Raw genomic sequence first — 19,104 nt, forward strand, 5'->3', positions numbered from 1 at the left:
GGAGTCTTTTCAGACGAGTTCGCGCACCAGCGCGGTGAGTTCCATGCCGGGCACGGGCTCCCAGTTGCGTTCCGGGGCGGGCACGAAGCCGTTGCGGTCGTAGATCCGGCGCGCGTCGACCATGTCGGACTGCGTCGAGATGATGACGGCGCGATCACCGCGGTCGTAGGCGACGTCGAGCACGTGCCGCACGAGCGCCGAGCCGACGCCCTTGCCGCGCGCGGTCTCCGAGACGGCGAGCATGCGGAATTCGAGTTCGCCCTTCTCGGCGACATCGGCGAACGGGGACGCGGGCTCGGCGATGGTCACCGAGCCGACGATCTCGCCATCGACCTCGGCCACCACGACCTCCGCGTGCTCGGCACGGGTTGCGGTGTCGCGCAGACGATCGGCGTACATGTCCGTCTCCGATACGAAGCCGCCACCGATGTAGACATCGGCGGTCAGTGCCCCGACGGTCTCGTAGTCGGCAGGTGTCGCGGGTCGGATATCGATCATGGCGTCACTATGTCAGCCACTCCCCTCCGTCAGAAAACCGATTCAGACGCTCCGAGCGGCGGAAATGAGACACCCACCACACTCGTACCGCTCGGTTCGGGCGGACGGGATCGCCACCGCCGGCGCACCCGCGGCGTGTGCCGCGCCACAGCGGAACCGACTCCCACCAGGATCGATGGACCGCCGTCCGCGCAGCCGAGCCGCGCCCGAGCGTCCGTTCGTTCCACCCGCAGGCACCCCGCCTCCAACGACACCGCGTCGTAGAGTGGCGTTCATCACGTAGACAACATGCCCGATTCGGTGTGAATCTTCGTGTCGCGCTGCGCTTCTGCCGCTACGGGGTCAGATTCCGTCGGGTCCGAGCTCGAGCAGACGACGGAAGCCCGCCTCGTCCAGGATCGGCACACCCAACTCCTCCGCCTTGGCCGCCTTGGAGCCGGGGGCGTCTCCGATCACGACGAACGCGGTCTTCTTCGACACCGACCCGGCCGCCTTGCCGCCGCGGATCAGGATCGCTTCCTTCGCCTCGTCGCGGGTGAAGCCGTCGAGCGAACCCGTGACGACGATCGACAGACCCTCGAGGTTGCGCACGATCGTCTCGTCGCGCTCGTCCTCCATCGTCACGCCCGCCGCGCGCCACTTCTCGACGATGTCGCGATGCCAGTCGACGCCGAACCAGTCGACGACCGCGGCCGCGATGGTGCCGCCGACGCCGTCGACGGCGGCCAACTCCTCGACTCCCGCGTTCTCGATCCGCTCGAGGCTGCCGAACTCGCTCGCCAGGGCGCGCGCCGCAGTGGGGCCCACGTGCCGGATCGAGAGCGCGACCAGCACCCGCCACAACGGTTGCTGCTTGGCCGAACCCAGGTTGTCGAGCAGGCGACGGCCGTTGGCGGACAGCTTGCCGGCCTTGGTCCGGAACAGCGGCGCCTCGAGCAGGTCGTCCTCGGTGAGCGAGAACAGGTCGCCCTCGTCGAGGATCACCCCCGCCTGCAGCAGCGCGGTGGCCGCCTCGTAGCCGAGCACCTCGATGTCGAACGCGCCGCGGCCCGCGACGTGGAAGACGCGCTCGCGCAACTGCGCCGGGCACGAACGGGTGTTGGGGCAGCGGATGTCGGCGTCACCCTCCTTCGCCGGCGCGAGCGTCGTTCCGCACTCGGGGCACTCGGTGGGCATCACGAACTCGGTCTCGGTGCCGTCCCGGACGTCCACGACCGGGCCGAGCACCTCGGGGATCACCTCGCCGGCCTTGCGGATCACGACCGTGTCGCCGATGAGCACGCCCTTGCGCTTGACCTCGGACGCGTTGTGCAGCGTCGCGAGCGCCACCGTCGACCCCGCCACCAGCACCGGTTCCATGTAGGCGAACGGCGTCACACGCCCGGTGCGACCGACGCTCACGCGGATGTCGAGCAGCTTGGTGGTGGCCTCCTCCGGCGGGTACTTGAACGCGACCGCCCACCGCGGGGCCCGCGACGTGGAACCGAGACGCCGGTGCAACGCCATCTCGTCGACCTTGACGACCAGGCCGTCGATCTCGTGCTCGACGTCGTGCCGGTGCTCGTCCCAGTACTTGACCTTGTCGACCACGGCGTCGATGCCGACGACCCGCGAGGTGTGCGTCGACACCGGCAGCCCCCACGCCGCGAGCGCGGTGTACGCCTCGTACTGCCCCGCGGGGTCGAACCCCTCGGTGCGACCGAGACCGTGGCAGATCATGCCGAGCCGCCGCCGCGCGGTGACCGCCGGATTCTTCTGCCGCAGTGAGCCCGCCGCCGAGTTGCGCGGATTCGCGAAGGGCGCCTTGCCCTCCTCCACCAGCGACGCGTTGAGGGCCGCGAAGTCTTCGAGCCGGAAGAACACCTCGCCACGCACCTCGAGCAACGCCGGGATCGGGTATTCGTCACTGGGCGTGAGGGTTTCGGGGATGTCCGAGATGGTGCGCGCGTTGAGCGTGACGTCCTCGCCGGTGCGCCCGTCGCCGCGCGTCGCGGCGCGGACCAGCTTGCCGTTCTCGTACACGAGGTTGAGCGCGACGCCGTCGATCTTGACCTCGCACAGGTAGTGCAGATCCGGACCGGTCTCGGCTTCCACGCGGCCGGCCCAGGTGCGCAGCTCGTCGTAGTCGAAGACGTTGTCGAGACTGAGCATTCGCTCGAGATGGTCCACCGCGGTGAAGTCTGTCGAGAAGCCGCCGCCGACGAGCTGGGTCGGCGAGTCCGGGGTCCGCAGATCCGGGTGGCGCTCCTCGAGGGCGTTCAGTTCACCGAGGAGTTGGTCGAACTCGCCGTCCGAGACGATCGGCGAATCGAGCACGTAGTACCGGAACTGGTGGTTGCGCACGACCTCGGCCAGCTCCTGCCAGCGTTCGTGGTCCTCGGCGCTCGCGGGCTCCACCACGGCGTCGGACGGGCTGGTCATGGCGGTGACGGCTTCGTTCTGGTCCACCTGGGAAGGCTATCGCAGCCTGGCGACAGTTTTCGCCGTCGCGGGGCACCGCCCGAACGGGAACCGACGTACCGCTCCGGGCCCGAAAACGTGCCGTGAACTCCCGTTCAGGACTTCTCGTCGGGGTCGGCCCCGTCCGCGAAGGCCCGGGTCAGCTCGTTCGCCGACCGCAGCGCCGCACGGGCCCATTCGAGGCTCGCGCCGGCCAGTCCGCAACTCGGCGTGACGGTGACGCGCGACGACAGCAGTTCCCGCGAGAAGCCGAGTCGGTCGAGCAATCGGGTCGCCGGCTCGGCCAGCTCCCGCCATCCGGGCGCGCGGTCCGGCGCGGTCGTCGGCACCAGACCGAACGCCAGGTCGACGCCCGCGTCGAGCAGTTCCCCCACGCCGTCGAGATCCGACGTCCGCAGCGCGCTCACGTCGAAGCCGACCATCGCGGCGCCGCTGCCGCGCAGCAGCGCCCACGGCACGTCGGACCCGCAGCAGTGCACCAGGACCGGCGCACCGACGCGTTCGATCGCACGTTGCAGGAGGTCGAGGGCCTCGGGCTCGGGCAGCGCCCGCGGGGCCTGCAAGATCGACACCCCAGGCAGCGAACCGGCGAGCACCGCCGGCAGCGCGGGCTCGTCCAGTTGGACCACGATGGGCGACTCGAGCCGCCGGGCGGCGGCGGCGACGTGGGCCGCGATCCCCTCGGCCAGCGACTCCGTCACGTCGCGCAGCGCGCCGCGATCGGTCAGCACCCGGTGCCCGCCGAACAGTTCCACCTGCGACGCGAGAGTCAGCGGGCCGACGGCCTGCACCTTCACCGGCTGATCGGTGCCGCGGCGCCCGGCCAGCTCCCACGCCTCTTCGAGCGCGTCCAGGTCGCGGGCCAGCAGGTCCCGAGCGGTCCGTGTGGCGGCGCCGACTCGCTGCGCCAGCCGATAGCCGGTGGTGGAGGTGTCGAGCGGCATGTCGACCAGCAGCGCCGCAGCCCGGCCGATCATGTCCGCGCCGATGCCCCGGGCCGGCAACTCCGGCAGATGCGGCAACGCGGGCAGTTCACCGACGACGATCTCCGCGGCGGCCCGGGGATCGGTGCCCGGCCAGGATCCGACACCCGTCGCGACACCGACGGGGATCCGCGCGTCCGTCACGTCCGATCCGACGGGGCGCCCGTGCCGGTACCGGCGATGGTGCCGCTGCCGATGACGACGTCACCGGCCTCGTCCGGGCGGTACAGCACGACGGCCTGCCCCTTCGCGACGCCGGTCAGCGGCTCCGACAACTGGACCACGATGCCGCCGTCGACTTCCTCGGCCACGGCGCGGGCGGTGCCCCCGTGGGCACGCACCTGCACGACGCACTCGATCGGGCCGACGGGCGCCTGCCCGGACGTCCAGATCGCACGGTCGGCGGAGATGGTCCACACCTTCAGGCGCTCGGCCGAACCGACCCGCACCGTGCCCGTCTCCGGTTCGATCGCCGTCACGTACCGCGGCTGACCGTCCGCCGCCGGGCCCTGCACACCGAGACCCTTGCGCTGGCCGATCGTGAAGCCGTGCACGCCCTCGTGCTTCGCGAGGACCTCGCCGGTGTCGGCATCGACCACCGCGCCCGGACGGATCCCGATCTTCGCACCGAGGAACGCGCGGGTGTCCCCGGACGGGATGAAGCAGATGTCGTGGCTGTCCGGCTTGTTCGCGACCGCGAGTCCGCGCTCGGCGGCCTCGGCGCGAATCTGCTCCTTCGGGGTGTCCCCGACCGGGAACATCGCCCGCGACAACTGGGCGGCGGTCAGCACCGCGAGCACGTAGGACTGGTCCTTGTCGGCGTCCACCGCGCGGCGCAGCACGCCGTCGTCGAGCCGCGCGTAATGGCCCGTCGCGACGGCGTCGAACCCGAGCGCCATCGCCCGGTCGGCCAGCGCCGAGAACTTGATCTTCTCGTTGCAGCGCAGGCACGGATTGGGAGTCTCGCCCGCCGCGTACGACTCGACGAAGTCGTCGATCACGTCTTCCTTGAAACGATCCGCGAAGTCCCAGACGTAGAACGGGATTCCGAGCACGTCGGCCGCCCGCTTGGCGTCGCCGGCGTCCTCCTTGGAACAGCATCCGCGCGAGCCGGTACGCAGGGTCCCCGGCGCGGTCGACAGCGCCAGGTGCACGCCGACGACGTCGTGGCCGGCCGCCACCGCGCGGGCCGCGGCCACCGCGGAATCCACGCCGCCGCTCATCGCTGCCAGAACTCGCATCTAACGATCCCCTCCGTTCGTTCCCCGGGCGCCGGCACTGGCCAGTCCGGCGGCGCGGGCACGTTCGATCACCTGAGGCAACGCGGACAGCAGGGCCTCGACGTCTCGCTCGGTCGACGTGTGTCCCAACGAGAAACGCAGGGACCCGCGCGCGACGACGGGGTCGACCCCCATCGCCGTCAGCACGTGACTCGCGCTCGCGACACCGGCCGTACACGCCGAACCGGTCGAGCATTCGACGCCCGCGACGTCGAGCAGCATCAGCAGCGAGTCGCCCTCGCAACCGGGGAAGGTGAAGTGCGCGTTGCCCGGAAGTCTGCCGGCGCCGACCGGACCGTTGAGGACCGCGTCCGGCGCGATGCGACGCACGCCCTCGATCAGGCTGTCCCGCAACGAGATCAGCTCGGCGCTGCGCGCCTCCATCTCGGACGTGGTGATCCGCAGCGCCGAGGCGAGCCCGACGATCGACGCGGTGTCCTGGGTGCCGGATCGCAGATCCCGCTCGTGACCGCCGCCGTGCAGCAGCGGCACACACGGCACCTGACGGCCGAGCAGCAGCGCGCCGACGCCCTGCGGACCGCCGAGCTTGTGTCCGGCGATGCTCAGCGCGGACAGCCCGCTGGCCGCGAAGTCGACCGGCAGGTGGGCCGCGGCCTGGACCGCGTCGCTGTGCATCGGGACGTCGTACTCGGCGGCGACGGCCGCGATCTGTGCGATCGGGTTGATCGTGCCGATCTCGTTGTTGGCCCACATCACCGTGACGAGCGCCGTCTCCTCGGCGTGCACGGCCAACTCGGCCCGCACGACATCGGGATCCACCGCGCCGCTCGCGTCCACCGGCAGCCACGTCACCTGCGCGCCCTCGTGCGCGACGAGCCACTCGACGGCGTCCAGCACCGCGTGGTGCTCGACGGCACTCGCAAGGATGCGGGTCCGCCTGGGATCGGCGTCGCGCCGCGCCCAGAAGATGCCCTTGACGGCGAGGTTGTCGCTCTCGGTGCCGCCGGAGGTGAAGATCACCTCGGACGGTCGGGCACCGAGGCACGCCGCGATGGACTCGCGGGACTCCTCGATCCGGCGCCGGGCCGACCGGCCCGAGCCGTGCAGCGACGAGGCGTTACCCACCGTGGCGAAGATCTCGGTCATCGCCTCGATCGTGGCCGGATACATGGGTGTGGTCGCGGCATGGTCGAGGTAGACCGCAGAGCTGTGGGCAGACGAGATCATGGCCCGTCAAGGATAGCCCTTCGCCCGGAACCGGCACGTCGGCGGACATCCGCTTCACGCGGCGTGCTCGCTGCGACCACCCTCCAGCCCGGCGAGGAGGCGCCGCGCGTCCCGGTCGGGGGCGCGCCGCACGTGCTGCTCACACCGCTGCGCGAGTTCGCGGCGGCACGATCCCGGGTCCTGACGTGCACCGACGACGACCTCGGCCCACAGTCCCCGGCTGCGCAGGACCCGCCGCATCGCGGAGACGATGCCCTCGTCGCCGACGAAGCCCGGTCCCGTCGTCCGGCCGCCCGAGGCATCGACGTAGTCGATCGACACCGGCAGGACCGGGCGCTCGGCGTCGACGGCGGCCTGGAACAGCGCCGGCCGGAACCGACCGAACGACCGACCGCACCACGTGGTGCCCTCCGGGAACACGATCACCGTCTCGCCCTCGATCAGCCGGTCCCGCACCACCGCGACGGTCGCCGGCAGCGCGAGCAGGCTGTCGCGCACGATGGGGATGACACCGGCCCGGCGGGCCACCCCGCCCAGCAGCGGCCACGCGACCAGATCGGCCCGCGCCACGAACCGCCCGGGCACCACGGCCGCCAGCACCAGGATGTCGAGCCACGACACGTGCCCGGCCACGACCAGCACTCCCCCGCGGGCCCCGTCCACCCGACCCGTGACGTCGAGCCGGATCCCGATGCCCCGCAACGCCGTCCGCGCCAGCAGACGATGTACGGCGCACCGTCGCCGGGCGGGCAGCAGCCGCACCACCGGCAGCACCAACGAGCACGACGCCACCGCGACCAGCGCGATCCAGCGACCGCACGCCGTCGGGATCGACACCCGCGCGGGCCGCTGCGGCAGACACCCCGCCCCGCACGGACTGGTCGGCACCCAGGGGTGGCTCACGCCGCGGCCTCGATCGTCGCCGACGCCCGCCGCAGCCGTTCCAGGTAGCGGACGTCGGCGCCGTGCAGGCTCTGCAACGCCACGAAGTCCGCCACCCCGAAGTCCGGATCGTGTGCGGGTTCGCCGCAGATCTTCGCGCCCAACCGCAGGTAGCCGCGCAGCAGTGGCGGCACCGCCGGACGCGGGGGCGGGGCGATGTCGTCGAGCGCCCGCCCGTCCACCCGGACCGGGCGCAGCGGGCGCACCCACCGCGAACGGTCCGCGGCATGCCGGTCGAGCAGGAAGTCTCGCACGGCCCGCACGTTCGCGCCGGCCACCGCGTCCGGCCGGTCCTGCATCGGCACCGAGACGCACCCCATGACGGTGTCGTGCCCCGTCAACTGGAGGTAGTGGAGGATGCCCGCCCACATCAGCGCCAGCACCGACCCCGAGCGGTGCGCCGTGTCGACGCACGCGCGTCCCATCTCGACGACACGGTGCGCGGCCGGATCGAGCGTGGAGAGATCGAACTCGGTGGCGGTGTAGTAGCCGCCGGCCGCGAGGGCGCCGTCCGGCGGCAGCATGCGGTAGCAGCCGACGAACTCGTCCGAGAAGTTGTCCCGGACCAGCAGGTGGTCGCAGAAGTCGTCGAACCGGTCGACGTCGCGGGCGTCCGGCGACTGCGGGATCACGAACCCCGGTTCGGCGGCGAACACCCGGTAGCGCAGCCGCTGCGCGGCCTCGCGGTGCTCACGGTCGGAGGAGACGAGGAGGGAGTAGCGGGGCCCGTCGATCTCGGGCGCCGGCAGGGAACAGACGGTCTCGACGAGCGGCGAAGTTGTCATGGCGCAGGTCTATCGAGCGCGAGCAGCGCTGGGGCGTCGGCTCCGTGTCGCGTCGGTGCAGGTTCGGTGAACGTGCCGCGCCGCGCACGAATTGACGCCCCGCGCGCACGATCGAGCGCGCGGGAGGCAACTTCGCGCGCGGGACCGCTGTGGACAGACCGAGTTGTCCACAGGTCGGCGCAAGGGCCTCGCGCTCCCCTCCCCCTGTCGACGAACATCGACGTCATGACCGAGCCGACACCGCCGGTGCTGCGCCGACGCGACGCGATCGCCCGCGGTTACACCGACTCCGAGATCCGCGCCCTCTGCCGCACCGGAGGCCTGCGCCGCCTGCGTCCGGGCACGTACCTGAGCGGTGACGTCCACACCGCACTCGGTCCGGAACAACGGCACCTCGAACTGGTCCGGGCGACGCTGCCAGGAGTGAGCACGGACGCGGTCGTCAGCCACCAGTCCGCGGCCGCTCTCCACGGCCTGTCGCTGTGGAGCGTTCCGCTGGACCGAGTCCACGTGACGCGCGACCTGACCGGCGGTGGACGCCGCACCCGACACCTGCATCTGCACTGCGCACCGCTCCCGGACAGGTTTGTCACCATCTGTGACGGAATCCGCCTGACGACGGTCACACGCACGGTCGCAGACCTCTGCCGGACCGCGTCGTTCGAGGCGGCGGTCACCGCCGGCGACTCGGCCTTGCACGCGGCGACGCTCGGCCGCGGTGACGTGTCGGACGCCCTGGCCTATGCCGTCGGACGGCCCGGCTATCCGGCCGCGGTGCGGGCCGTCGGGTTCCTCGACGGACGCAGCGAGAGCGTCGGCGAGTCGCGCAGTCGCATCGCCCTGTCCGCACTGGGGCTACCGATTCCCGAACTGCAGGCATCGCTGCTGGGCCCGGACGGCCACCTACTCGGGCGCGTCGACTTCCTCTTCGCCGACGCCGGCGTGGTCGGCGAGTTCGACGGGAAGGTGAAGTACGGCAATTACCTTCGCCCAGGCGAGGATCCGGGCGACGCCGTTTTCGCGGAGAAGCAGCGCGAGGACCGGATCCGCGACGCCGGCTGGGAAGTGGTGCGGTGGACCTGGCGGGACCTGGACCGCCCGGCGGTGATCGGCGAGCGAATCCGTCGGGCAATGACGCGACGCGGCGGACGACCTCGACCACTGGGCACGGTGCTGCGCGCGAAGTGACGCCCAGCGCGCACGATTGCGCGCGCGGGAGACGAATCTGCGCGCAGCCGTGAGCCCGTCCGACGAAACGCAAAACCCCCGCCACCGGTGCCGGTGACGGGGGTTTCGGGAGCCTCGGGGCCTGGATCAGCCCTTGTGAGCCTTGACGGCCTCGGTCAGCTGCGGTGCGACGTTGAACAGGTCGCCCACGACGCCGAAGTCCGCGATCTCGAAGATCGGGGCCTCTTCGTCCTTGTTGACCGCGACGATGGTCTTCGAGGTCTGCATGCCGGCGCGGTGCTGGATGGCACCGGAGATGCCGAGCGCGATGTACAGCTGCGGCGAGACCGTCTTACCGGTCTGACCGACCTGGAACTGGCCCGGGTAGTAGCCGGAGTCGACCGCGGCACGCGAGGCACCGACGGCGGCACCGAGCGAGTCGGCGAGCGCCTCGACGACCGAGAACTTGTCGGCCGAGCCGACGCCGCGGCCACCGGAGACGACGACCGACGCCTCGGTGAGCTCCGGACGGTCGCCACCGACGATCGGCTCACGCGAGACGATCTTGACGGCACCCTCGTCTTGGGCCGGAACCTCGACGACGACCTGCTCGCCGGCAGCGGCCTGCGGCTGGGCCTCGACGGCACCCGGGCGGACCGAGATGACCGGAACCTCGCCGTTGGCCTTGGCCTCGACGGTGAACGCGCCACCGAAGATCGAGTGGACGGCGCTGCCGTCGGCCCGGACGTCGACGACGTCGGACAGCAGGCCGGAGCCGATGCGAGCCGCCAGGCGACCGGCGACCTCCTTGCCCTCGGTGCTGGCGGCGAGGATGACGGCGGCGGGGCTGGCGGTCTCGACCAGGCCGGCGAGGACGTCGACCTTCGGGGTCACGAGGAAGCCCTCGATGTCGTCGGACTCGGCGACGTAGATCTTCGCGGCACCGGCGGCGGCCAGCGCGTCGGCCAGCTTGGCGGCGGTGCCGGCCGGGCCGGCGACGACGGCGGACGGCTCACCGAGCGCGCGAGCGGCGGTGAGGAGTTCGGTGCTGACCTTCTTGAGCGCACCCTCGGCGTGCTCGACGAGCACCAGTACTTCTGCCATTGCTTACTTCTCCCTGTCTTGTCTGCTGGTCTCGAGGGGGCTCGATCAGATGATCTTCTGGCCCACGAGGTACGCGGCGATCTTGGAGCCGCCGTCGCCCTCGTCGGAGACGCGCTCGCCAGCGGTACGGGGGGGCTTGGGGGTGGAGGCGGTGACGGTGGTGCCCGCGTTGGCGACACCCACGGTCTCCGGGTCGACGCCGAGGTCGGCCAGGGTGAGGACCTGAACTTCCTTCTTCTTCGCGGCCATGATGCCCTTGAAGGACGGGAAGCGCGGCTCGTTGATCTTCTCGGTGACCGAGACGATGGCCGGCAGGCCGGCCTCGAGGCCGAAGACGCCCTCGTCGGTCTCGCGCTCGCCGGTGACCTTGCCCTCGGCGACCGTGAGCTTGCGCAGCTGGGTCAGCTGCGGCAGGCCCAGGTACTCGGCGATGATGGCCGGGACGGCACCGATGCGGCCGTCGGTGGCCTCGTTGCCGGCGATGACCAGGTCGGCGGCCTCACCGTTCTCGAAGCTGATCTGGCCCAGGGCCGCAGCGAGCGTCCAGCCGGTCTGGATGGCGTCGGAGCCGTGCAGAGCCGGATCGTTGACGTGAACGGCCTTGTCGGCGCCCATGGACAGCGCCTTGCGGATGGCGTCGGTGGCGCGGTCGGGGCCGGCGCACAGCACGATCACCTCTCCGCCCTGGGCCTCCTTGATGAGGAGGGCTTCCTCGACGGCGCGCTCGTTGATCTCGTCGAGCACGGCGTCGGCGGCCTCGCGGTCAAGCGTGAAGTCGCCGTCGGTGAGCTTGCGCTCGGACCACGTGTCGGGGACCTGCTTGATCAAAACGACGATGTTCGTCATGGGTCTTCGTCGACCTCCTGTTTGTAGCTAGCTGATGATCGCGAGCAACTCCGCGACATGCCGAGCTCTCGTAAGCGTTTTCGTTGCACGTTGGCTGTGCGACAGATTACCCCACGGCAAGTTACCGGCCGGTAACTTAGGCGGAATCCGGTCTCACCATAACCGCCGACGAGCGCTTTCACGGCTGTGATGTGGACCACCCCGACGGTTGTCCGGTCCGATGCCACTAACCTCGCTGAGGTGAGCGAATCCACAGTTGGTTCCACGACCGAGCGCACCGACGCATCCGACGAGGCGTCCACGCTGCCGTTGACCGGCGAACGCACGGTGCCCGGAATCCCCGAGGAGAACTACTGGTTCCGGCGCCACGAGGTGGTCTACCGCGACCTCCTCCCCCGCTGCGCCGACCGCACCGTGCTCGAGGCCGGATCGGGAGAAGGCTACGGCGCCAACATGATTGCCGACGTAGCGACCAAGGTCACAGGACTCGACTACGACACCTCGGCCGTCGAACACGTCCGCGCCCGCTACCCCCGCGTGGAGATGCTGCACGGCAACCTCGCCGAGCTGCCGCTCGAGGACGGGTCCGTGGACACCGTCGTCAACTTCCAGGTGATCGAACACCTGTGGGATCAGGCTCAGTTCCTGCGCGAGTGCCACCGCGTGCTGCGCCCCGGCGGCGAGCTGCTCGTGAGCACCCCCAACCGGATCACGTTCTCCCCCGGCCGCGACACCCCGCTCAACCCGTTCCACACCCGCGAGCTCAACGCGGCCGAACTGACCGAACTGTTGGTCGAAGCCGGGTTCCGGGTCGCGATCATGACCGGCGTCCACCACGGTCCGCGGCTGCGTGAACTCGACGCCAAGCACGGCGGATCCTTCATCGACGCCCAGATCGAGCGTGCCCTCGCCGGCGAGCCGTGGCCGGAGGAGCTCACGCGCGACGTCGAGGGCATCGGTGTGGACGACTTCGTGCTGCGCGAGGCCGACATCGACGACAGCCTCGACCTCGTCGCGGTCGCGATCAAGGATCCCCTGAAATGACCAGCGCGACCGGCGCTGCCGTGACGAAGACCGAGCCGGGCATGTTCTGCCTGGTCCTGCACTCGCATCTGCCGTGGCTCGCGAACCACGGCCGCTGGCCCGTGGGCGAGGAGTGGCTGTACCAGTCGTGGGCGGCGACGTACCTGCCGGTGACGTCGGTGCTGCGCCGACTCGCCGCGGAGGGCCGCACCCGGCTGCTCACGCTGGGCATCACCCCGGTGCTCGCGGCCCAGCTCGACGACCCGCACTGCCTCGACGGCATGCACCACTGGCTCGGCAACTGGCAGATCCGCGCGCACGAGGCCGCCGGGATGTCGTCGAAGTCACAGCGCGAATTGGGCGCGCGCGAGCACCGCGCGTCCGCTGCGGCGCTCGAGGACTTCGAGACCCGCTGGCGCCACGGCGGATCCGCAGTCCTGCGCGAACTGATCGACGCCGAGACGATCGAACTGCTCGGCGGACCGCTCGCGCACCCGTTCCAGCCGCTGCTCGACGAGCGGATGCGGGCGTTCTCGCTCACCGAAGGACTCGCCGACGCGCGGGCCCGCTGGGGCCACACCCCGGCCGGGATCTGGGCCCCCGAGTGCGGCTACACGCCGGGCATGGAACGCGGTTACGCCGCGGCGGGCGTGTCGCACTTCATGGTCGACGGCCCTGCGCTGCGCGGCGACACGTCGGCGGGCCGGCCGGTGTGGGACTCCGACGTCGTCGCGTTCGGTCGCGACCTGGAGGTGAGCTACCGCGTCTGGTCCCCGAAGACCGGTTACCCGGGCCACGCCGCGTACCGCGACTTCCACACCTACGACCACGACACCGGGCTCAAGCCCGCCCGGGTCACCGGCCGCACGGTGCCGTCGGAGAAGAAGGCGCCGTACGATCCGGCGCTGGCCGCGGTCGCCATCGACCAGCACGTCGACGACTTCGTCGAGACGGTGCGCCGACGCCTGCGCAGCGAGTCCGAGCGCGTGGGCCGGGACGCACTCGTCGTCGCCGCGTTCGACACCGAGCTGTTCGGGCACTGGTGGTTCGAGGGCCCGCAGTGGCTCGAGAAGGTGCTGCGCGCGCTGCCGGAGGCGGGCATCGAGGTCGGCACCCTCGCCGACGCCCGCGCCCGCGGTTACGTGGGCGAACCGGTCGAACTTCAGGACTCGTCGTGGGGTTCGGGCAAGGACTGGCGGGTGTGGGCCGGCGACCAGGTACAGGACCTGGTCCAGCTCAACGCCGAGGTGGTGCAGACCGCGTTGGACACGATCGACAAGTCCCGCGATGCCAACCCGGAACACCCCGAACTTCGCAATCGGGTCCACGACCAGATGTTGCGTGAGACGCTGATGACGGTCTCGAGCGACTGGGCGTTCATGGTCAGCAAGGACTCGGCAGCCGGGTACGCGCGCGACCGGGCCCACAAGCACGCCCACGCGTTGCGGGAGATCGCCGACGCCGTCGCGTCCGGTCGGGACGACGTCGCCCGTCGTCTCGCCGCCGGATGGAACGCCGCCGACGGTCTGTTCCCCGCACTCGACGCGCGGCGCCTGCCCGGTCCCCTGACTGAAACAGCCGCATTCGCTGGGAGCAAGTGATGAGAGTTCTGATCGTCTCGTGGGAGTACCCGCCCGTCGTGGTGGGCGGGCTGGGGCGACATGTCCACCATCTCGCCACCGAACTCGCCGCGGCCGGCCACGAGGTGGTCGTGCTGGCGCGGCGACCGTCGGGCACCGACCCGTCCACGCATCCCACGACGACGGAGATCGCCGACGGCGTGCTGGTGGTCGCCGTCGCCGAGGATCCGCCGCACTTCGTGTTCGGTGAGGACATGCTGGCGTGGACGCTGGCGATGGGGCACGCGATGGTCCGCGCGGGGGTCGCCCTGTCGAAGGAGGGCATCGGCGAGGGCTGGCAGCCCGACGTCGTGCATGCGCACGACTGGCTGGTGGCGCACCCGGCGATCGCGCTCGCCGAGTTCTACGACGTCCCGCTGGTCTCGACGCTGCACGCGTCGGAGGCCGGCCGGCACAGCGGCTGGCTGTCGGGCCGGGTGAACCGTCAGGTGCACTCGGTGGAGTGGTGGCTCGCCAACGAGTCCGACTCGATCATCACGTGCTCGGCCTCCATGGAGGACGAGGTCACCGAGCTCTACGGCCCGGAACTGCCGCCGATCACGGTGATCCGCAACGGCATCGACGTCACCACGTGGAGCTACCGCCCCCGCGCACCGCGGTCGGGGCCCGCGACGCTGCTGTACGTGGGACGACTCGAGTACGAGAAGGGCGTGCAGGACGCGATCGCCGCGCTGCCGCGGATCCGCCGCAGCCATCCGGGTACCACGCTGGCGATCGCCGGCGAGGGCACCCAATTCGAGTGGCTGCAGCAGCAGGCCCGCGCCCACCGCGTCGCCCGGTCGGTGACGTTCCTCGGCAACCTCGACCACGAGGAGTTGCTCGGCTGGCTGCACGGCGCCGACGCGATCGTGCTGCCCAGCCGGTACGAGCCGTTCGGGATCATCGCGCTCGAGGCTGCGGCCGCGGGCACCCCGCTGATCGCGTCGACCGCCGGCGGGCTCGGCGAGGCCGTCGTCGACGGCGCGACCGGACTGTCGTTCGCGCCGGGCGACGTGGAGGGCCTCACCTCCGCGGTCCGGGAGACGCTCGACGATCCGGCCGCAGCGCAGATTCGGGCGCGTGCGGCACGCGATCGACTGACCGCCGACTTCGACTGGGGCAAGGTGGCCGAGGAGACCGTGCAGGTGTACTCAGCGGCCAAGCGGCGGGTCCGGCACCCGTTGGCGCGGCCGGAGATTCCCGAGCGCCCGCTACCCGGTCGGTAGCGGGCCCCCGGTCCGGCTCACTTCGCGGCAGCCGCCCCGTTGCCGTTCACGGCGGCGGGATCGGCCGCGTTCTTCTTGCGGGCGATGTCCTCGAGGGCGGCGATGTACTTCGCCCGCTCCTCGGCCCCGGACTCCCAGTCGACGCGGCGGTTCTTCACGGCCTTCGCCGGGGAACCGACCGCGATGCTGAAGTCGGGGATGTCGCCCTTGACCACGGCGTGTGCACCCAGCACACAGCCGCGGCCGACACGCGTGTTGCGCAGCACCGTGACCTTCGCGGCGATCCACGTGTCGGGTCCGATGCGGACCGGGCCCTTGACGATGCCCTGGTCCTTGATCGGCATCGTCACGTCCTCGGTCCGGTGGTCGAAGTCGCAGATGTAGCACCAGTCCGCGACGAGGGTCGACGCGCCGATCTCGATGTCGATGTAGGTGTTGACGACGTTGTCCTTGCCGAACACGACCTTGTCGCCGATCCGCAGCGAACCCTCGTGGCAGCGCAGGGCATTGCCGTCACCGATGTGAACCCACTTGCCGATCTCCATCCGCGAGAGCCCGGGCGTGGAGTGGATCTCGACGTTCTTGCCGAGGAAGACCATGCCGCGGGTGATGATGTGCGGGTTCGCGAGTTTGAACTTCGCCAGGCGGTAGTAACGGACCAGGTACCACGGTGTGTACGCCTTGTTCGCCATGACCCACTTCAGCGAGGCCAGCGTCAGGAATCGGGCCTGCTCACTGTCCCGACGTCGAGATCCGCGCCACCTCGAGCGCAACGGTGCGCCCCACATGCTCGTCATGACACACAAGCCTACGGATCGCGACTGTGCGCCCCGTCACGTGCCCTCGGTGTCGGTTACGCGGCACGCCGTCCGACGCCGCGTTCACCCCACGCCTGTCCGCTCCAGGATCGACTCGCCCAACCCGGGCTGACGGTGACGTGACGCTTCCCGGCCCGCTGCCGCCCCCCTCGCGGCACCCAGTCGTGCGCGACCAGCCAGGCGGTCACGGCCCCGACCGCGGCGGTGACGAGCATCGCGACGACCGACGCCATCACGAGGCCCACGGCACCGGCGATCCCGGCGACGAGGAGTATCGCGACGACGCGGCCCGCCGACGGGGAACCGAGCAGATAGTCGTCCTGCGAATCGGATACGACGGGAGATTTCGCTCGCGTGTCGGGCGCCGCCGGAGGATCGCCGGCCTCACGCGTATCAGGTTCCCGCGCCTGTACTTCGGATTCCGTCCCCGCTCCCGGCTGCATGAAACCATTAGACACAATTGCCCGTGCCGTGTCGCAGTGAAATTAGATAAACGATCGGCAACAATCGGCGGACACGCGAATTGCATGATTGACGTTCACGCCAATCGGACAGTTCAGCCGCGCAGTGCGTTCTCCACGGAAACGTGCGGCAGAGCGTGCGCGAGCGCGACAGGCCCGTGCGTCACCTGCCCGGACCAGGTGTTGAGCCCCATCGCGAGTGCCGGATCGTCCCGCATCGCCGCGCGCCAACCCTTTCCGGCGACCGCCGACACGAACGGCAGGGTGACATTTACCAAAGCGTGGGTGGATGTATGGGGAACGACGCTCGGCATATTGGGAACGGCGTAAATAATAGAATTGTGAACTACATAGGTAGGTCGGTCGTGAGTGGTGGGCCGTGAATCCTCGAAGCACCCGCCCTGATCGATCGCCACGTCCACCAGCACGCTCCCCGGCAGCATCCGGGACACCTGCTCGGACGAGACCAGATGCGGCGCGCGGGCCCCGTGCACCAGGACCGCTCCGATCACCAGGTCGGCGTCGGTCAGCGTCTGCTCCAGCTCGGTGCGCGTCGACACCGCCGTCGAGATCCGGGACCCGAACCGCACGTGCGCGGCCCGTAGACGTTCGACGTCGCGGTCCAGCACCGTCACCCGGGCGCCCATGCCGACCGCGACCGCCGTCGCGTGCGTCCCGGCGCTGCCCGCGCCGATGACGACGACCCGGGCCGGCTGGACTCCCGGCACCCCGCCGAGCAGGATGCCTCGCCCGGAGCCGGTCCCCGCGGCCGACGCCTGCAGCGCGTGCGCACCCACCTGGGTCGCCAGGCGACCGGCGACCTCACTCATCGGCGCCAGCAGCGGCAACGACCCGTCGGGCCGTTCCACCGTCTCGTACGCGATCGCGGTGACACCGCTCGACAACAGCGCCTCCGTGCACTCGAGCGACGCGGCCAGGTGGAGGTAGGTGAACAGGACCTGCCCGCGTCGCATCGACTCGTACTCCGGCGCGAGCGGTTCCTTGACCTTCACCACGAGGTCGGCCTCCGCCCACACGTCCTCCGCGCGGTCGAGGATTCGTGCACCGGCGGCGACGAACTCGCCGTCGGGCATCGACGAGCCCACCCCGGCCCCACGTTCGACGAGTACGTCGTGCCCCTGCACGCGCAACTCGTTCACCGCGAGCGGAGTGAGCGCGACCCGGAGCTCCCCGTTCTTGATCTCCTTCGGCACACCAATTCTCATGATGTCTCCTCCGCCGGAACGGATCCGTGAGCGCCCACTGCAACGGCCGATGGTGGGCCTGCATCGAGGGTCCCACGAAATGCGCCGGGGCGGTTCGCCGACGCCGAATCGTGGCCGGGATAGTCTCTGGTCCGACCAGATTCCGATTCGAGGAGATCCAATGCGGCGTGCCCTCAGGTCGTCGGCGGCAGCGCTGACGGCGATCTCGGCCCTCCTTCTCACAGGATGTGGCGGGGATTCCGGCACCGAGAACGTCTTCGGCGCGGGCGGATGGCCGGGGATGCACTCCGACGCCCGCAACAGCGACACGAGTGCGGTGACGGGCGCGCGCTCGCTCGACCTCTCGTGGACCCGGCCGATAGGGGGTCCGACACCCACCCGGGCGACGGTCGCCGCGAGCGGTCAGATCTTCCTCACCTCGCAGGCCGAGCAGGGCTGCAATCTGCTGTCGTTCCAGATCGAGTCCGGCCGCAAGCGCTGGTGCAACCGCATCGGCCCCGGCGCCGCCATCTCGTCGCCCGTCGTGGACGGCGCCACCAACGTCTACGTGGGCGAGGAAGGCGCGATGAGCTCGTTCAACGAGCACGGCCAGTTGCGCTGGCGCACACCGGTCACCGGAACTCCGCTGTCCGCGCAGTTCACCGGCGACGGCAACCTGCTCTTCGTCACCCAACTGGGCCAGATCAACGTGCTCGATCCGCAGACCGGCTTCAAGGTGGTCCCCTCGTACGACCTGATCCCGCCGGCGTCGTACACGCAGGGCGCGAACATCGAACCGGTGCCCAACGGACTCGGCCTCGACCAGTGCTTCGACGGCGCGTCGCCGTGCCCGGTCCCGAACTCCCCCGCGCTCGACCTGAGCAGCGGCCGGTTCGTCTTCACGTTCTGGCGGCCCGGTGCGGCGCAGGCGGACCTCGTTGCGATGCGCTACACCGGCGGTGAGGACCCGAAGATCGACCAGGACTGGTCCACGAGCACCGTGCAGGGCGGGAGCCCGGCCGGCCCGGTGCTGTCGGCCGACGGAAAGACGGTGTACGGCAACGACAATGCCGGCCACCTGTGGGCGGTGGACGCCGAATCCGGATCTCCGAAGTGGAGCCACGACCTCGGCTACCGACCCCTGGGCGGCCCGTCCGTCTCGGCCGACGGACTGATCGTCCCGGCCGGCGGCGAGAACGGACGACTGTTGGCCCTGCGGGACCGCGGCGACAGCGCCGAAGTGGCGTGGGAGCGCGGCGATCTGCTGCAGGTGGGTGCTCCGGCCCAGGCCGCCGGCGCGACCGGGTACACGACGGTGCGCGACGGCGACAGCGGGGTCGCGCTGCTCACGTTCGACACGAAGACCGGCGAGACGCTCGACCAGGACGCGTTGCCCGGCGCCACCGGCTTCACCGCGGGCACCTCGATCGGGCCGGACGGCGAGGTCCTCACCCCGACGCTGATCGGCGAACTGTTCGTCCTGAAGCAGTAGGGCGGCC

The 19,104-nt window shown here is 70.6% G+C and carries 17 protein-coding genes; 5 read left to right on the forward strand and 12 right to left on the reverse strand.

The genetic code is table 11. From position 1 onward, the window contains the following. Positions 1-9: 9 nt before the first annotated feature. The 7 genes from EGT67_RS01995 to EGT67_RS02025 all read right to left on the reverse strand — a co-directional run bounded on the left by EGT67_RS01995 (position 10) and on the right by EGT67_RS02025 (position 8,136). Positions 10-498, reverse strand: coding sequence for a GNAT family N-acetyltransferase (locus EGT67_RS01995; RefSeq protein ID WP_127914349.1), 489 nt, complete (start codon positions 496-498; stop codon positions 10-12). 342 nt (positions 499-840) lie between these two features. After that, positions 841-2,919, reverse strand: a complete 2,079-nt coding sequence (gene ligA / locus EGT67_RS02000; protein ID WP_127914735.1) for an NAD-dependent DNA ligase LigA — start codon at positions 2,917-2,919, stop codon at positions 841-843. A gap of 134 nt (positions 2,920-3,053) precedes the next feature. Then, positions 3,054-4,085: a methionine synthase gene (locus EGT67_RS02005; RefSeq protein ID WP_127914350.1), complete on the reverse strand. Its 1,032-nt coding sequence runs from the start codon at positions 4,083-4,085 to the stop codon at positions 3,054-3,056. Continuing rightward, positions 4,082-5,182, reverse strand: a complete 1,101-nt coding sequence (gene mnmA / locus EGT67_RS02010) for a tRNA 2-thiouridine(34) synthase MnmA (protein WP_127914351.1) — start codon at positions 5,180-5,182, stop codon at positions 4,082-4,084. The genes EGT67_RS02005 and mnmA overlap by 4 nt, the downstream gene beginning before the upstream one ends. Beyond that, entirely contained in the window at positions 5,183-6,409 is a 1,227-nt protein-coding gene (locus EGT67_RS02015; RefSeq protein ID WP_127914352.1) for a cysteine desulfurase family protein, read from the reverse strand. Between the two features lie 54 nt (positions 6,410-6,463). Next, entirely contained in the window at positions 6,464-7,312 is an 849-nt protein-coding gene (locus EGT67_RS02020; protein ID WP_206612259.1) for a lysophospholipid acyltransferase family protein, read from the reverse strand. Further along, positions 7,309-8,136 carry a GNAT family N-acetyltransferase gene (locus EGT67_RS02025; RefSeq protein ID WP_127914353.1) on the reverse strand — a complete coding sequence of 276 codons (828 nt, stop codon included), beginning with the start codon at positions 8,134-8,136 and terminating at the stop codon, positions 7,309-7,311. Before EGT67_RS02025 ends, EGT67_RS02020 begins: the two co-directional genes overlap by 4 nt. Positions 8,137-8,361: 225 nt before the next feature. Here EGT67_RS02025 and EGT67_RS02030 point away from each other — a divergent pair, with 225 nt between their 5' ends. Then, positions 8,362-9,324 carry a type IV toxin-antitoxin system AbiEi family antitoxin domain-containing protein gene (locus EGT67_RS02030; RefSeq protein ID WP_127914354.1) on the forward strand — a complete coding sequence of 321 codons (963 nt, stop codon included), beginning with the start codon at positions 8,362-8,364 and terminating at the stop codon, positions 9,322-9,324. 126 nt (positions 9,325-9,450) lie between these two features. On the opposite strand, the gene EGT67_RS02035 is transcribed toward EGT67_RS02030, so the two are convergent. Together EGT67_RS02035 and EGT67_RS02040 are read right to left on the reverse strand one after the other, a co-directional pair. Continuing rightward, complete coding sequence (locus tag EGT67_RS02035) at positions 9,451-10,407, reverse strand: electron transfer flavoprotein subunit alpha/FixB family protein (RefSeq protein ID WP_127914355.1); 957 nt, start codon at positions 10,405-10,407, stop codon at positions 9,451-9,453. A 45-nt stretch (positions 10,408-10,452) separates the two neighbouring features. After that, the gene (locus EGT67_RS02040; protein ID WP_127914356.1) at positions 10,453-11,253 is read right to left on the reverse strand and encodes an electron transfer flavoprotein subunit beta/FixA family protein; all 801 of its coding nucleotides are present in this window, start codon (positions 11,251-11,253) and stop codon (positions 10,453-10,455) included. Between the two features lie 189 nt (positions 11,254-11,442). On the opposite strand from EGT67_RS02040, the gene EGT67_RS02045 reads away from it, so the two are divergent. From EGT67_RS02045 to EGT67_RS02055, 3 genes are read left to right on the forward strand one after another with little or no spacing between them, the layout of a single operon-like run. Further along, complete coding sequence (locus EGT67_RS02045) at positions 11,443-12,297, forward strand: class I SAM-dependent methyltransferase (protein WP_421958071.1); 855 nt, start codon at positions 11,443-11,445, stop codon at positions 12,295-12,297. Next, a complete protein-coding gene (locus EGT67_RS02050) occupies positions 12,294-13,877 on the forward strand; it encodes a 1,4-alpha-glucan branching protein domain-containing protein (RefSeq protein WP_206612260.1) in 1,584 nt (527 codons plus the stop codon). The genes EGT67_RS02045 and EGT67_RS02050 overlap by 4 nt, the downstream gene beginning before the upstream one ends. Beyond that, positions 13,877-15,121: a glycosyltransferase family 4 protein gene (locus tag EGT67_RS02055; protein ID WP_127914358.1), complete on the forward strand. Its 1,245-nt coding sequence runs from the start codon at positions 13,877-13,879 to the stop codon at positions 15,119-15,121. Before EGT67_RS02050 ends, EGT67_RS02055 begins: the two co-directional genes overlap by 1 nt. Positions 15,122-15,138: 17 nt before the next feature. Here the strand turns inward: EGT67_RS02055 and EGT67_RS02060 are convergent, their stop codons facing one another. The 3 genes from EGT67_RS02060 to ald all read right to left on the reverse strand — a co-directional run bounded on the left by EGT67_RS02060 (position 15,139) and on the right by ald (position 17,626). Then, a complete protein-coding gene (locus EGT67_RS02060) occupies positions 15,139-15,918 on the reverse strand; it encodes an acyltransferase (RefSeq protein WP_127914359.1) in 780 nt (259 codons plus the stop codon). A gap of 56 nt (positions 15,919-15,974) precedes the next feature. Continuing rightward, on the reverse strand, positions 15,975-16,382 hold the full coding sequence (locus EGT67_RS02065; RefSeq protein ID WP_127914360.1) for a hypothetical protein: 408 nt from the start codon (positions 16,380-16,382) through the stop codon (positions 15,975-15,977). A gap of 113 nt (positions 16,383-16,495) precedes the next feature. Beyond that, positions 16,496-17,626, reverse strand: a complete 1,131-nt coding sequence (gene ald, locus EGT67_RS02070; protein ID WP_127914361.1) for an alanine dehydrogenase — start codon at positions 17,624-17,626, stop codon at positions 16,496-16,498. Positions 17,627-17,786: 160 nt separating this feature from the next. On the opposite strand from ald, the gene EGT67_RS02075 reads away from it, so the two are divergent. Continuing rightward, the gene (locus EGT67_RS02075; RefSeq protein WP_127914362.1) at positions 17,787-19,097 is read left to right on the forward strand and encodes an outer membrane protein assembly factor BamB family protein; all 1,311 of its coding nucleotides are present in this window, start codon (positions 17,787-17,789) and stop codon (positions 19,095-19,097) included. Positions 19,098-19,104: the final 7 nt, after the last annotated feature.

This window comes from Prescottella agglutinans (genome assembly GCF_004011865.1).
GTDB classification, from domain to species: domain Bacteria; phylum Actinomycetota; class Actinomycetes; order Mycobacteriales; family Mycobacteriaceae; genus Prescottella; species Prescottella agglutinans.